This window comes from Cellulomonas sp. (assembly GCF_035634735.1).
GTDB lineage: Bacteria > Actinomycetota > Actinomycetes > Actinomycetales > Cellulomonadaceae > Cellulomonas.
The window spans coordinates 1-14,058 of sequence record NZ_DASQCJ010000175.1 but is presented as its reverse complement, the minus strand read 5'-3'; the positions used below and the strand labels follow the sequence as shown (position 1 = coordinate 14,058).

13 protein-coding genes are annotated in these 14,058 nt (G+C 75.3%); 9 read left to right on the top strand and 4 right to left on the bottom strand.

What is annotated here, in order from left to right:
- On the bottom strand, positions 1 to 1,106 hold a 1,106-nt coding region (locus VER05_RS14600), incomplete at its 3' end, for a DUF1565 domain-containing protein (protein WP_324846064.1).
- A 156-nt stretch (positions 1,107 to 1,262) separates the two neighbouring features.
- Here VER05_RS14600 and VER05_RS14595 point away from each other — a divergent pair.
- Positions 1,263 to 2,309: a LacI family DNA-binding transcriptional regulator gene (locus tag VER05_RS14595; protein WP_324846063.1), complete on the top strand. Its 1,047-nt coding sequence runs from the start codon at positions 1,263 to 1,265 to the stop codon at positions 2,307 to 2,309.
- Between the two features lie 15 nt (positions 2,310 to 2,324).
- Here the strand turns inward: VER05_RS14595 and VER05_RS14590 are convergent, their stop codons facing one another.
- Positions 2,325 to 3,362: a LacI family DNA-binding transcriptional regulator gene (locus VER05_RS14590; RefSeq protein WP_324846062.1), complete on the bottom strand. Its 1,038-nt coding sequence runs from the start codon at positions 3,360 to 3,362 to the stop codon at positions 2,325 to 2,327.
- Positions 3,363 to 3,580: 218 nt separating this feature from the next.
- Here VER05_RS14590 and VER05_RS14585 point away from each other — a divergent pair, with 218 nt between their 5' ends.
- Genes VER05_RS14585 through VER05_RS14570 form a run of 4 tightly spaced genes read left to right on the top strand, consistent with a single transcriptional unit; the run spans position 3,581 to position 8,608 of the window.
- Entirely contained in the window at positions 3,581 to 5,194 is a 1,614-nt protein-coding gene (locus VER05_RS14585; RefSeq protein ID WP_324846065.1) for a GH39 family glycosyl hydrolase, read from the top strand.
- Between the two features lie 27 nt (positions 5,195 to 5,221).
- Positions 5,222 to 6,532, top strand: a complete 1,311-nt coding sequence (locus VER05_RS14580; RefSeq protein ID WP_324846061.1) for an extracellular solute-binding protein — start codon at positions 5,222 to 5,224, stop codon at positions 6,530 to 6,532.
- A gap of 10 nt (positions 6,533 to 6,542) precedes the next feature.
- Entirely contained in the window at positions 6,543 to 7,682 is a 1,140-nt protein-coding gene (locus VER05_RS14575; protein ID WP_324846060.1) for a sugar ABC transporter permease, read from the top strand.
- A complete protein-coding gene (locus VER05_RS14570) occupies positions 7,679 to 8,608 on the top strand; it encodes a carbohydrate ABC transporter permease (protein WP_324846058.1) in 930 nt (309 codons plus the stop codon). Before VER05_RS14575 ends, VER05_RS14570 begins: the two co-directional genes overlap by 4 nt.
- Before the next feature lie 41 nt (positions 8,609 to 8,649).
- On the opposite strand, the gene VER05_RS14565 is transcribed toward VER05_RS14570, so the two are convergent.
- Together VER05_RS14565 and VER05_RS14560 are read right to left on the bottom strand one after the other, a co-directional pair.
- On the bottom strand, positions 8,650 to 9,618 hold the full coding sequence (locus VER05_RS14565) for an aminoglycoside phosphotransferase family protein (RefSeq protein WP_324846057.1): 969 nt from the start codon (positions 9,616 to 9,618) through the stop codon (positions 8,650 to 8,652).
- A gap of 63 nt (positions 9,619 to 9,681) precedes the next feature.
- Positions 9,682 to 10,461: a hypothetical protein gene (locus VER05_RS14560; protein ID WP_324846056.1), complete on the bottom strand. Its 780-nt coding sequence runs from the start codon at positions 10,459 to 10,461 to the stop codon at positions 9,682 to 9,684.
- Positions 10,462 to 10,639: 178 nt separating this feature from the next.
- On the opposite strand from VER05_RS14560, the gene VER05_RS14555 reads away from it, so the two are divergent.
- From VER05_RS14555 to VER05_RS14540, 4 genes are all read left to right on the top strand, one after another.
- Positions 10,640 to 11,866, top strand: coding sequence for an amidohydrolase family protein (locus VER05_RS14555; protein WP_324846055.1), 1,227 nt, complete (start codon positions 10,640 to 10,642; stop codon positions 11,864 to 11,866).
- A 156-nt stretch (positions 11,867 to 12,022) separates the two neighbouring features.
- A complete protein-coding gene (locus VER05_RS14550) occupies positions 12,023 to 12,367 on the top strand; it encodes a hypothetical protein (RefSeq protein WP_324846054.1) in 345 nt (114 codons plus the stop codon).
- A gap of 88 nt (positions 12,368 to 12,455) precedes the next feature.
- Entirely contained in the window at positions 12,456 to 12,992 is a 537-nt protein-coding gene (locus VER05_RS14545; protein ID WP_324846053.1) for a GNAT family protein, read from the top strand.
- A gap of 62 nt (positions 12,993 to 13,054) precedes the next feature.
- Positions 13,055 to 13,909, top strand: coding sequence for an NAD(P)-dependent oxidoreductase (locus tag VER05_RS14540; protein ID WP_324846052.1), 855 nt, complete (start codon positions 13,055 to 13,057; stop codon positions 13,907 to 13,909).
- Positions 13,910 to 14,058 lie beyond the last annotated feature (149 nt).

Sequence of the window (14,058 nt, the reverse complement as noted above, 5' to 3'; positions counted from 1 at the left end):
GTGACGTCCAGGGGGGCGTGCAGCTTGATGCCCGCGACCTCGTACCCGGAGAACTCGTGCTTGGTCCCGATGTGGTGGATGTGGTTGTCCGCGATCGTGGAGAACGCGCAGCCCAGGTGGCCGACGACGCCGTTCTGGCCGCAGTCGCGGATCTCGTTGCGGCGCACGACGTGCGAGCCGACGTGCTCGCGCTCCCAGCCCTGGTGCAGCGCGGTGAACACGGCCTCGAGCTGGTACTGGTAGCCCGGCTTGTCGCCGAGGACGAACGACTCGTTGTCGCCGCTCGCGGCGTCCTTGCCGAGGGAGACGCCGGCGCACTTCGAGTCCCGGATCAGGTTGTCCTCGATGACCCAGCCCCTCGCCCAGCGCGGCCCGACGAGCCCGAGCTGGTCGGCGGTCGGCGGCGCCCAGGGCGTGGCGGCCTGCGCGAGCTCGAAGCCGCGGACGGTGACGTAGTCGACGTGGGCGCGCTCGGGGGTGAACACCGACGGGCGGACGTTGACCTCGACCACCTCGGCGGTCGGGTCCGCCCCGCCGAAGTTCGCCCAGACGGTCGTGACGTCCTCGCCGACCTCGGCGTACCAGACCAGGAGGGTGCCGTCGGGGTCGACCAGCGGGGTGTCGAGCGCCGTCCACTGGTAGCGCACGTGCGTGCGGCGCTCGGGGCGGTCGACGGCCGCGCGGTCGTGCACCTCGTGCAGGGACCGGCCCGCCAGGTAGACGTCGCCGCGGTGCGCCAGGGGCGCGCCGGGGCTGGTGTGCAGCCAGTCGCCGGCGACCGGCTCGTCGAACGGGTTGAGCTCGCCGAACAGGGTGTGCGGGATCTCCGCCCGCCACACGTCGCCGCGCTCGCGCACCCAGCCGGTGACGGGCTCGGCCCCGGTGATCACCACGTGCTCCCCGGGCGCGGCCTCGAACGTGATCCGGCGGTCGTCGGCGACGCCGCCGCGCACCGGGCGGACCCACTCGCGGTAGGTGCCCGCGTGCACCCGCACGGTGTCGCCGGGCAGCGCCGCCCGGGCGGCGCGCTGGATGGTGCGGAACGGGGCGCCGGGGCTCCCGTCCGCCCGGTCGGAGCCGGTCACGGCGACGTGGAGCGTGGTCAACGGGGTGGTCCTTCGGTCGTCGGGGCGGGGGCGCGCCACCGCGAAAGACTTTCCGCTCCGGCGCGTCGGTCTGCCGACCCTAGAGCGCGGCACCGCGTGATGGGAAGGGCGGATCGCGCCTTCCGTGCCGGAAAGACTTTCGATACGGTGGGGCCCATGTCGACCACGGGACCGCGCCGGCCCACCCTCGAGCAGGTCGCCGCCGCCGCGGGCGTCGCCACCTCGACCGCGTCGAAGGTGCTGAACGGGCGGCCCGGGATCGCGCCGGTCACCCGGCGCCGGGTGGAGGAGGCGATCGAGCGCCTCGGCTACGCGCCGACGACCGGCCCCCGCGCGGGCACCGCCCCGCTCGGCGTGGCGGTCGTGTTCCGCACGCTGGCGGACCAGTACGCCCTGCGGGTGCTCGAGGGCGTGGTCGCCTCGGCCCGCGAGCACGGGATCGAGGTCGTCGTCGACGTGCTCGACGCCGGCCCCGCCGAGGGCGACGCGGCGCCGCTGCAGCCGGCCTGGATCCGGCGCCAGGCGACCGGTGAGCGCGCGGGGGTCGTGCTCGTGACGACGCAGCCCACGGCGGCGCAGCGGGACCTGCTGCGGGCGCTCGGCGTCCCCACGGTGCACATCGACCCGGTGAACCCGATGGACGACTCGACGGTCTCGGTGGGGTCGACCAACTTCTCCGGCGGCGTCCAGGCCACCCGGCACCTGCTGGAGCTCGGCCACCGCCGGATCGCCTTCGCGGGCGGGGCGCCCACGTTCCTGCCCTCCGCCGAGCGGCTGCAGGGGTACCTGAGCATGGTGCGGGCCGGCGACGGCCAGGTGGACGACGCCCTGGTGCGGTCCCGGGCGCACACCTTCGAGGCCGGCCTCGCGATCGGCGACCAGCTCCTCGAGCTGCCCGAGCCGCCGACCGCGGTGTTCGCGGCGTCGGACTCGATCGCGCTCGGCGTCCTGGCGTCCGCGCAGCGGCACGGCCTCCGGGTGCCGCAGGACCTCTCGGTCGTCGGGTTCGACGACAGCGCCGCGGCGGCCTCCTCGGCGCCGCCGCTCACGACCGTGCGGCAGCCGGTGGTGGAGATGGGGCGGGTCGCGCTGCGCACCCTGCTGCAGCTGGCCCGGGGCGAGCGGGTCGACTCCCACCACGTCCAGCTGTCGACGACGCTGGTGGTGCGGGAGTCCACCGCGCCGCCGCCCGCGGCGGGCTGAGGCCCCGCGCCCGGGTCAGGCGGGCGCCGGGCCCGTGCTGGCGCGGACCGTGAGCGACGTGGCCAGCTCGACCCGCGGCGACGCGGGGTGCCGCCCCTCCGCCATGGCGAGCACCGTCCGCACGGCCATCCGGCCCATGTCGCCGAGGTGCTGGTGCACGGTGGTCAGCGGCGGCGTGGTCCAGGCCGCCTGCGGGGTGTCGTCGAAGCCGGAGACGCTGAGCCGCTCGGGGACGGGCACGCCGAGCGCGTGCGCGGCGCCCAGCACGCCGACCGCGATCTCGTCGTCCGCGGCCATGATCGCCGTCGGCGGGTCCGCGGAGGTGAGCAGCTCGCGGGCGTACCGGGTGCCGTTGTCCACCGTGAACTGGTCCGAGCGGACCAGCGCCGGGTCGGGCGCGAGCCCGGCGGCGTCGAGCGCGGCCCGGTAGCCGTACAGGCGCTCGCGGGCCGCGTCGGAGTCCTCGGGGCCGCCGATCCAGCCGATGCGGCGGTGCCCGAGGCCGATGAGGTGCTCGGTCGCGGCGCGGGCCCCGTCCCAGTTGCTCGACCCGACGCTGACCAGGCGGCGGTCGCGGGTGCCGACGGGGTCGACCATGACGAACGGCAGGGACGCGTCGGCCGCGGCGCGGATCAGGGCGCCCGGCCGGGAGAGCGTGAGCCCGACGACGCCGCCGACGCCGACCGCGAGCAGGTCGGCCACCCAGTCGCGGGCGACGGCCGGCTGGGTGCGGGTGTCGCGGTCCGGCGCGAGCCGGGTCAGCAGGTCGACGCGCTCGTCGGTCGCGGCGGCGAGCGAGCCCTGGAAGACGCCGAGGATGTAGGGGGAGGCGGGCAGGTCGAAGACGACGGCGAGCGCGCGGCGGTCGTGCGGGTGCGCCGGGCCCGGCGCGGGGCGGTAGCCGATCGCGGCGACGGCGTCGAGGACGCGCTCGCGGGTCTCGGCCGACACGTCGTCGCGGCCGTTGAGGGCCTTCGACACCGTCGCCTTGGACACGCCCGCCGCCGTCGCGACGTCGGACAGGGTGGCGCGCCGCCCGGCCGCACTCGTCATGGCTCTCCCTCGACCCGAAACTGTTTCGGCACTCTATAACGGTCCTGGCACGGCGGGGACCCGTTTCGCCCGGGGTGTTGCCGCCGGTGCCGCTCGTATCCTACGGTCGGGGTCCCGATACGAGTTGCGAAACCGTTTCGGACACCCGCGAGCAGCACCGGAGCCGCCCGCACCGACCGAAGGAGGTCCGCGCGCCAGTCGAGGCACCGCCGTCGACCCTGCTGATCGACGGCCGCCGCCCGTCCGACCTGCCGCTGCGCCACGTGTGGAGCGAGTGCCTGGGCGCGGGCCGCGCCAACGAGGCGCTCCGCGTCGACTGGCAGGACCAGTTCCGCGAGGCCGTCCGCGTCCTGGGCGCGCGCCACGTCCGGTTCCACGGGGTCTTCCACGACGACATGTTCGTGTACCGCGCCTCGAACGGCGGCGGGTTCGGCCCGCCGACGCCGCTGGCCGCGCCGGTCTACACCTACGCGTACGTCGACAAGGTGTTCGACGCGATCCTCGACGCGGGCGCCCGGCCGTTCGTCGAGCTCGGGTTCATGCCGCGCGAGCTGGCGCGGGACACGGAGACGCTGTTCTGGTGGAAGGCCCACGGCAGCCCGCCCACGGACATGGGCGCCTGGGTCGAGCTGGTCACGACGACCGTCCGGCACTGGATCGACCGCTACGGCCTGGACGAGGTCCGGCGCTGGCCGTTCGAGGTCTGGAACGAGCCGAACCTGGTCCCGCACTTCTGGACCGGCACCCGGTCGGAGTACTTCGCGCTGTACGAGGCCACCGCCCGTGCGCTGAAGGCGATCGACCCGGGGCTGCGCGTCGGCGGGCCGTCGTCGTCGGTGTTCGTCGCCGACGCCCGCTACGACGGCGAGTACCACGACAAGTCCGTCGAGGCCGCGACCGCCGAGGCCGCCGACCCCGACGCGCTGCCGTGGAAGCCGGTGTGGATCCACGAGCTGATCGCGTTCTGCGCCGAGCGCGACCTGCCGCTCGACTTCCTGTCCACCCACCTGTACCCGACGGATTTCGCGTTCGACACCCAGGGCGTCGGCCGGCCGATCAGCCGGAACCGCGACGCTACCCGGGACGACCTGCGGCAGCTGCGCGCGCTGATCGCCGCCAGCCCGTTCCCGTACGCCGAGGTGCACGTCACCGAGTGGTCGACGTCGCCGTCCAGCCGGGACCACATGCACGACACGCTGTTCGCCGCGACGTACATCACCCGGGCGTTCCTGCAGTGCCAGGACCTCGCGGACTCCATCGCGTACTGGACGTTCACCGACGTGTTCGAGGAGGGCGGCGGCGGCATCGGGCCGTTCCACGGCGGCTTCGGGTTCGTCAACGAGCAGGGCCTGCACAAGCCGACCTTCCACGCGATGGCGATGCTCCACCGGCTCGGCGACCGCCTGCTGGCGCAGACGGAGCACGGCGTCCTCACCGCGACGTCGGACGGCGGCGTCGCCGGGGTGTTCTTCAACTACCCCGACTCGATGGGCGACCGGTCCGTCGGCAGCGCGACCAGCTACGCCGCCGCCCGCCGCCACCTCGGGGAGGGGCCCGCGCGCCGGGTCGCGCACACCGTCTCCGGCCTGCTGCCCGGCGCCGGGTACCGCGTCGAGCTCCTCGACTGGGAGCACGGCAACGTCGCCGAGGAGTGGCACCGCCGCGGCGAGCCGCTCAACCTCAGCCGCCGCGACGTCGCCGAGCTCGCCGCCGTCGCCGACGGCCTCGACCGCCGCACCCTCACCGTCGCCGACGACGGCGTCCTGACGATCGACCTCGAGCTGCCGGCCTGGGCCGTCGCCTCGATCAGCCCCGCCCCCACCACCCGCTGACGCGGGAGAAACCGAGAGGACCTCACCATGAGGATCACCGCGAAGTCCGCCGGCGCTGTCGCCTTCGCCGCCGTGTCCGCCCTCGCCCTCGCCGCGTGCGGCGGTGGAGGTGGCGGGGCGTCCGAGGAGGCCGGCGAGGACAACAAGCCCGACAAGCTCACCGTCGCCGCCTGGATGGACTTCCCGCAGGCGCTGCTCGACTCCTTCGAGGAGGAGACCGGCATCGAGGTCGTCGTCAACCGGTTCCCCGACGGGGCGTCGGCGCAGACCGTGCTGCGCAACGGGCTGTCCTCGGACGGCGCCGGCCTGTCCGACGTGCACCTGGTCGAGCTCGACTGGTGGACCGAGATGATGGCCGTGCCCGAGGACTGGGCCGAGCTGCCCGAGGTGCCGGACCGCTGGGTCGACTGGAAGGTCGCGCAGGGCTCGGTCGACGGCACGATCACCGGCTACGGGACCGACATCGGCCCGCTGGCGATCGCGTTCAACCAGGACATGCTGGCGGGGACCGGCCTCGCCACCGACCCGGAGTCGTTCGGGGAGCTCATCGGCGGGGACGACGCGACCTGGCAGACGTTCCTGGACGCGGGCCGCGAGTACGTGGCGACCAGCGACAACTACTTCGTCGACTCGCTGACCAACGCGTTCCAGGCGGCGATCAACCTGCTGCCGGCGGCGTTCGAGGACCCGGAGTCGGGCCTGCCGTACGACCTGGCGGAGAACACCGAGGTGAAGGACCTGTTCGCGATGTTCGCGGACGCCGCCGAGGACGACGTCTCGGCCGGCATCGCCATCGGGCACGCCGACTGGGGCGCCGGGTTCCAGAACCGGCAGTGGGCGAGCGTCGTCACCCCGGCGTGGATGACCGGGATCATCGCCGAGAACGCCGACGGCGTCGACGGCTGGCGCATCGCCAGCACGTTCCCCGAGGGCGGCGGCAACTGGGGCGGCTCGTTCTTCGCGGTCCCGTCGACCGGCCCGAACACCGCCTGGGCGATCGAGCTCGCCGACTACCTGACCACCCCGGACGCGGCGATCGACTGGTTCGACGAGACCGGCCAGTTCCCGTCGCAGCTCGAGGCGATGTCCGCACCCGAGATCGCCGAGACCGAGAACCCGTTCTTCGGCGACCAGCGCGTCGGGCAGATCTACGGCGACCTGGCCGCGGCCGCGGGCGACGCGGCGGCCGGCGGGTACCGCGGCGAGAACTTCGCGGGCATCCAGACCCTGGTCACGGACGGCATCCGGCTCGTCGAGTCGGACAGCGCGACCGCGGAGCAGGCCTGGGAGTCGGTCGTCGCGGAGTTCGACGCGCTCGGCTTCGAGACCGCGGACTGAGCGGCCGACCGTGTCGACCAGGTCGGCCGTCCCACCCGACGCGCGCCGCGTCGGGTGGGGTCAGCGGTTCTCACGGTGGGACATCAAGGTCTCGCCCTACCTCTACGTCTCGCCCTTCTTCCTGCTCTTCGCGGTGTTCGGGGCCTTCCCGCTCCTGTTCAACGTGGTCGTCGCGGTGCACGACTGGCACCGCCGGGCCGGCATGGGCGACTTCGTCGGGCTCGACAACTTCACCTGGGTGCTCCGGCAGCCGCTGTTCTGGCGGTCGCTGGAGAACACGTTCTCGATCTTCCTGTGGGGCGCGGTCCCGCAGCTGGTCCTCGCGCTGCTCATCGCGGCGGTGCTCGACCAGAACCTGCGGGTCCGGACCTTCTGGCGGATGAGCGTGCTCGTCCCGTTCGTCGTGATGCCGGTGGCCACCGCGATGATCTTCGGCCAGGTGTTCGGTCAGTTCGGGCTCCTGGTGCCGAACCTCCAGGAGCTCGGGCTGCTCACGGGGTCGGACTCGCCGTTCTTCTCCGACCGGCTGCTGTCGCACATGGCCATCGGCTCGATGGTGGTGTTCCGGTGGACCGGCTACAACGCGCTGATCTTCCTCGCCGCGATGCAGGCGGTGCCCCGGGAGCTGTACGAGGCGTCCACCGTCGACGGGGCGGGGCGGCTCCGGCAGTTCTTCTCCGTCACCCTGCCGAGCATCCGGCCGACGATGATCTTCGTGACCCTGACGATGACCATCGGCGGGCTGCAGATCTTCGACGAGGTCCGGCTCTACGACGGCGGCGGCACCGGCGGGGGCAAGGGCGGTGCCGACAACCAGTGGACCACCGTCGTGCTCTACCTGTACGAGCTCGGCTTCGGCGACTGGCAGGACCGCCTCGGGCAGGCCGCGGCGGTCGGCTGGATCTTCGCGGTGATCATCGCCGTGTTCTCCCTGGTGAACTTCCTGCTCACCCGGTCCATCTCGTCGTCGCGGTCGCGCGGGGCCCGGGTCACCCGGGCCCAGCACCGCGCGGCCGTGGCGCGGGCCCGGGCGGTCGCGGCCGCCTCGACCCGGCCCGAGGCGGCCGCGGCCGCCGCGCCCGGGCGGGACGGGCCACCGCCCGACGCCCCGGTCCACGACGCCGACGTCCAGGAAGGAGCGAGCCGATGAGCACCGGGTACATCGGGAACACCGCGGGCAAGGGGGCGGTGCGGTACGCGCAGAAGCGCGCGGCGCGCGGCCGGCCGGTCCGGCAGCACGACGCCACCGGGCGCCGACCGGGCTGGGTGTCGTACGCCCTGCTGGTCGTCGTGGTCGCGGTGTCGGTCTTCCCGCTCTACGCCGCGGCGATGTACGGCTCGTCGACCAGCACTGAGATCGCCCGCGCCGTCGGCGACCTGCCGACGTGGTTCCCGACGCTCGTCCTGCTGGAGAACTTCCGGGAGGTCGTCACCGCCTCGCAGTTCAACTTCTGGACGGCGTTCGCGAACTCCGTGCTCGTCGCGGTCGCGGTGACCGCGTCGACGGTGTTCTTCTCGACGCTCGCCGGGTTCAGCTTCGCCAAGCTGACGTTCCGGGGCCGGCAGGTCCTGTACGTGACCGTGATCGCCACCATGGCGATCCCGGCCCAGGTCGGCACCATCCCGATGTTCATCATGATGAACGACTTCGGCTGGATCGACTCGCTGCTGGCGCTGACCGTGCCCACCCTGGTCACGGCGTTCGGCGTGTTCTGGATGACCCAGTACCTGCAGGAGGCGTTGCCGTTCGAGCTGGTCGAGGCGGCGCGGGTCGACGGCGCGTCGATGTTCCGGACGTTCTGGTCCATCGCGATGCCCGCGGCGCGGCCGGCCGCCGCCACGCTGGCGCTGTTCACGTTCGTGGGGTCCTGGAACAGCTTCTTCTGGCCGTCGGTCGTGATGCGGTCGCAGCTGACGATGCCGCTCGTGGTGCCGCAGCTGAAGGGCGCGTTCACCAGCGACACCGGCCTGGTCATGTCCGGGGTGTTCCTGGTCGCGGCGCCGCTGCTGGTCGTGTTCGTCGTCGCCGGGAAGCAGCTGGTTTCCGGCGTCATGGCGGGGGCGGTCAAGGGCTGACGCCCGGGGCGGTCGCAGGGGGCCGCGACCGCCCCGCCCCGTCACACCCCGAGCCCGTCCAGCGCCCGGGCCAGCGACCGGCGGCACGCGGCCTCGTGGTCCGGGACCCAGTCGCCGACGTACCCGCGCACCGGGATCTCGATCGTCATGACCAGGCCGAGCCACATCCGCGCGAGCAGCAGCCGCGCGGCGGCGCCGGGGGAGGTCACGTCCAGGTCGCCCGCGACGGCGGCCGGGACGCCGTCGCCCACCGGGTCGGCCCCGACCAGGTCGAGCAGCGGGTCGCCCCACAGCGCGCGCTCCGGGTCGATGACCCCGAGCAGCGCCCCCGTCGCCGGGTCCACGAACAGGTTGCCCGGCCACAGGTCGGTGTGCACCAGCCGCGGCACCGTCACCTCGTCGAGGGCGGCGCCGTGGGCGTCGAGCGCGGCCCGCACCCGCGCCGCCGGCACGTCGGGGACCCCCGCGCGCTCGGCGTCGGCCAGCAGCGCCGTGACCATCGCGGTGAACGCCGCGCGCCAGGTCGCCGCCTGCAGCGCCGGGCTCTGCGGGTAGCCGAACCGCTCGCCGGTGAGCGCGCCGAGCCCGGCCACGACGGCGCCGAGGTCCGCCTGGGCGCGGGCGGCGCGCGGGTCCTCGTCGGCTGCCCCGAACCCGGCCTCGGTCCACGGGACCCCGTCGAGGTGCGCCGCCACCACGACGTCGCCCGGCAGCACGGTGCGGGTGAAGTCGGTGTGCAGCAGCGCGGGCATCCGCAGGGCGGGGTGGCCGGCGGCCAGCGCGTAGACCTCGGCCTCGGTGCGGATCAGGTCGTGCTCGTGCGACAGCAGGGCCCCCGGGTCCGCGGCGGCGGTCTTCACCACGACGCGGCGGCCGTCCTCGAGGGTGACGCGGTAGGTCGTCGCGAAGGTGCCGCCGGCGAGGCGCTCGGCGGCTGCGAGCGCGCCGACGGGCGCGACCAGCGCGCGGAGGGCGTCGAGGGGCGGGGTGCGGACGTCGTCGTGGGGCACCCGGGCAGCCTAGGGGCCGCGCGGGGCCGCGGGCCGGGACCCGCACGACGACGTCCGCGGGCGTCAGCCGCCGAGCCCGGCCCGGTCGACCCGGCGGTGGAACCGCATGCCGGCGATGCCGCCGAGCACCGCGCCCACCAGGCTGACGACCGCCACGACCAGCAGCGCGATGATGCCGCCGGTGGTGAGGTCGCCCTCGGCGACGGGGATGCGCGGGAAGCTGTCGAGCCGGCCCAGCACGTTGTACCGGTCGCCGGCGACGAGCGCCACGAGGGCGACGACGATCGCGATGACGACCGCCCACAGCCAGACGGCGAGGCCCTGCTTCGCGCCGTTGAACCGCGCCATCCGGCCCGCCACATACCCGCCGCAGTAGTACGCGACGAACAGCACGACCGCGAGCACGACGGCGCCGACGACCCCGATGGACGTCGGGTCGGACGCCGCCTGGTCCGCGGCCTCGCCGACCGAGGTGTCGTTCGCGACGCCCACGGCGGCGCCGGCCGCCGCGGCGACGGCGGTGAGCAGGACGGCCGTGCCGGTGGCGGTGAGCCAGCCGAAGAACGCCGAGCCGACCTTGATGCCGCCGTACTCCTCCTTCTCGCGGGCCACGACGGCCTGGCGGTCGCGGGCGAGGGCGGGGGCGTCCGCGGTGCCGTCGGCGTCCGGGGCGGGGGCGACGTGCGCGCCCTCGGCGTGGTGGTCGGCGCGGTGGTCGGCCGGCCGCGCGACCGGGCGGTCGGCCGTGGCGGCGGGGGTCGCGGGGGTGGCCGGGTCCGCCGGGGCGGCCCGGCGGTCGGCGGGGCGGTCGGGGGTGGTGCGGGGGTCGTCGGAGGTGCTCATCGGGGGGTGCTCCTCGTCTCGTCGTCGCCGGGCGGTCGCCGGTCGACGGTCCTGGCCGGCCCGGTGCTGGGCTCGACCGGCCTCGATGCGGGCAAGGTAAGTCGGCCCGCGGGCGCGCGCGACCGCAGCGGGCGGGCCGGTGGCCGGGGGACCGGCGGGGCGGTGGCACGATGGCGCGGTGGCACACGACGACGCGACGCTGATCATCCGGGACGTGCGGCCGTGGGGCGGTGAGCCGTCCGACGTGGGCATCGCAGGGGACCGGATCGCCTGGGTCCGCCCGTCGGGCACCGCGGAGCCGGCGCCGGCCGCGGGCGGCGCCGAGGTCGTCGAGGGGCGGGGGCTGCTCGCGCTGCCCGGCCTGGTGAACACGCACGCGCACGCCGACAAGAGCTGGTGGGGCCTGCCCTGGCAGTCGTACGGCGGCGAGGGCGGCACCCAGGGCCGGATCGCGCACGAGCGCGCCCGCCGGGACGAGCTCGGCATCCCGAGCGCGCCCGTCGCCGAGCGGGTGCTCCGCGAGTACCTGCGCACCGGCACCACGCGGGTCCGGACGCACGTGGACGTCGACCTGGGCCTCGGCCTGCGCGGCATCGAGGCGGTCCGGGAGGCCGCGGCGGCGCTGGACGGGGCGGTCGAGCTGACCGTGGTGGCCTTCCCGCAGGACGGCGTGCTGCGGCGGCCCGGCGTGCTCGAGCTGCTGGACCGGGCGGCGGCCGCGGGCGCGGAGCACGTCGGCGGGCTGGACCCGGCGCTGATCGACCGCGACCCGGTCGGGCAGCTCGACGGGCTGTTCCGGATCGCCGCGGAGCACGGCTGCGGGCTCGACATCCACCTGCACGAGCCCGGCGACCTCGGCGCGTTCGAGATCGACCTGATCCTCGACCGCGTGGAGCGGGACGGGATCGCGCCGGGCAAGGTCAACGTGGCGCACGGGTTCGCGGTCGTCGACGTCGACCCGGCGCGGCGCCGCGACCTGCTCGACCGGATGGGCGCGCTCGGCGTGACGATGACGACGGTCGCGCCGGTCCGGATGCGGCAGCTGCCGCTCGCCGAGATGGACGCGGCCGGGGTCCGGTTCGGGTTCGGCACCGACGGGATCCGCGACCTGTGGAGCCCGTACGGGGACGGCGACCTGCTCGGGATCGCCTGGCAGTACGCGCGGGCCGGCGGCGTGGTGCGGGACGAGGACCTGCTCCGGGTGGTCGAGATCGCGACCCGCGACGGCGCGGCCTTCGTCACGGACGAGCGGCACGACCTGGCGCCCGGCGCCCGCGCGGACGTGGTGCTGCTCGACGCCGAGAACCCGATGGACGCCCTGGTGCGGCGGGTGCCGCGCGCGGCGGTCGTGGCGGGCGGCCGGGTGGTCGACCTCGCGGCGCTCGCGGCTCGCCCCTGGGAGTGACGGGCGCCGCCGCGCCGGCGGCCGGGTGAGCCGTTCCCGCAGGTGCGCGCCCCGACCGGGCACGATCCGTGAGACGGTGGACGGGTCGTTCGCTGACGAGTCCGCCGTCCCGGGCGGGCGCTGTGGCGATGCACGACCGTCCGCCGGGAGGTCGACATGCCCACCCTGACCGCGACGCTCGCCGAGGCCCGATCCGCCCACGGCACCATGAGCGTCACCTCCGACACCGTGTCCGACGAGCTCGTCGTGCGCGGCAGCGGCGAGCTCGACGCCGCGCTGCGCCCCACCTTCGACGGGGTCCTGGACACCGTCACCCGCAGCACCGCCCCGACCCGCCTGGACTTCCACGACGTGACGTTCTGCGGGGCCGAGGGCGTGCACATGCTCCGCCGTCTGCACCTCGCGGCCCGCGGGCGCCGGGTCCGGTTCGGCGCCGCCGCGTGCGTCCGCCGGTCGCTCGCCCTGTGCGGTAACCCGCTGCCGCGGTTCGCGGCGATCTGACCGCGGCCGGGGCGCCGCGCGCCGCCCCGCGCCCACGGTGGACCGGAATCGCCGTGACGGCGACGCGCCCCGGTGCCACCATCGGCCGGTGACCGCCGAGCTCCGCCCCTGGACCCCCGCCGACGCGAGCGCGCTGCGCGCCGTCGTGGCCGCCGCCCCCGACCTGGTCCGCCAGACCGGGGGCGCCGACCTGTCGACCGACGGCGCCGCGGCCGAGCACATCCGCCGGCACCTCGCGCCGCGCGGGCCGCGCTCGTACGCGTTCGCGGTGGCGGTCGACGGGGTCCCGGTGGGGAGCGTCGGGATCGGCGCCGTCGACGACGTGCACGCGACCGCGTGGCTGTCGTACTGGCTCGCCGCGAGCGCCCGCGGCCGCGGCCTCGCGGCCGCGGCGCTGGTCGGCGCCTCGGCGTGGGCGGTGCGCGAGCTCGGCACCTTCCGGCTGGAGCTCGGCCACCGCGTGAACAACCCCGCCTCCTGCCGCGTCGCGACCCGGGCCGGCTACCCGGCCGAGGGGGTCGAGCGGGCGAAGCTCCGGTACGGCGACGAGCGGTTCGACGTGGAGACGCACGCGCGGCTGGCGACGGACCCGGCGCCCGCCGTCGCCGGGCTGCCCGTGCGGTGACGCCGCGCCGCGAACGGGTCCCCGCGGTGGACGCGGCCGCCGCGCCGGGCGAGGATGCGGCCATGACCGAGACCGTCGCCGTGACCGGCGCGCTGGGCAAGGTGGGCCGCGCGGTGGTGCAGGACCTGCTCGCGCACGGGTACCGGGTGCAGGCGTCCGACGCCCAGGGGCCGTTCGGGGAGCGGGCCGGACTGGGCGTGGACGTGCTCCGCGCCGAGCTCACCGACTACGGGCAGGCCGTCGAGGCGCTCGCGGGCTGCTCCGCCGTCGTGCACCTGGCCAACATCCCGCAGCCCGGCATGGAGTCCCCGCCCGACACCTTCAACCGCAACATGGCCGCGAACGCCAACGTGTTCCTGGCCGCCCAGCGGCTCGGGCTGCGCAAGGTCGCGTGGGCGTCGAGCGAGACGACGCTCGGCCTGCCGTTCGACGTGCCGCCGCGGTACGCCCCGGTCGACGAGGCGCACTTCCCGCACCCGACGACGACCTACGCGCTGTCGAAGGTGCTGAGCGAGGACCTCGCCGCGCAGGTCTCCGAGTGGTCCGGCATCCCGTTCGTCGGGCTCCGGCTGTCGAACGTGTTCCCCGCCGAGGCGTACGCGGCGGTGCCGTCGTACCAGGACGACCCGGCGAAGCGCCGGTGGAACCTCTGGGGGTACATCGACGCGCGGGACGCGGCGACCGCCTTCCGGCTGGCGCTCGAGGTGGAGACGACCGGCTCGCAGAACGTCATCATCGCCGCGGCCGACACGCTCATGGACACCCCGTCCGCCGACCTGCTGGCCGCCGAGTTCCCGGGCGTGCCCGTGCGCAGGGAGCTCGGGACGCACGAGACGCTGCTGGCGATCGACGGGGCGCGGGCGCTGCTCGGCTTCGAGCCGCAGCACTCCTGGCGCGACGAGGTCCCGCGGGGCTGACCGGGGCGGCCTCGCGGGCCGTCGCGGGGTCAGGCGCGGGCCGGGGTCGTCGCGCGGGCGCGGCGGAGGGCCAGGACCGCCGCGGCGAGCACGGCCTCGGAGTTGTCCGCGAGCTTGTCCGCGCCGTACCGGCCCTTCAGCCGCACGGT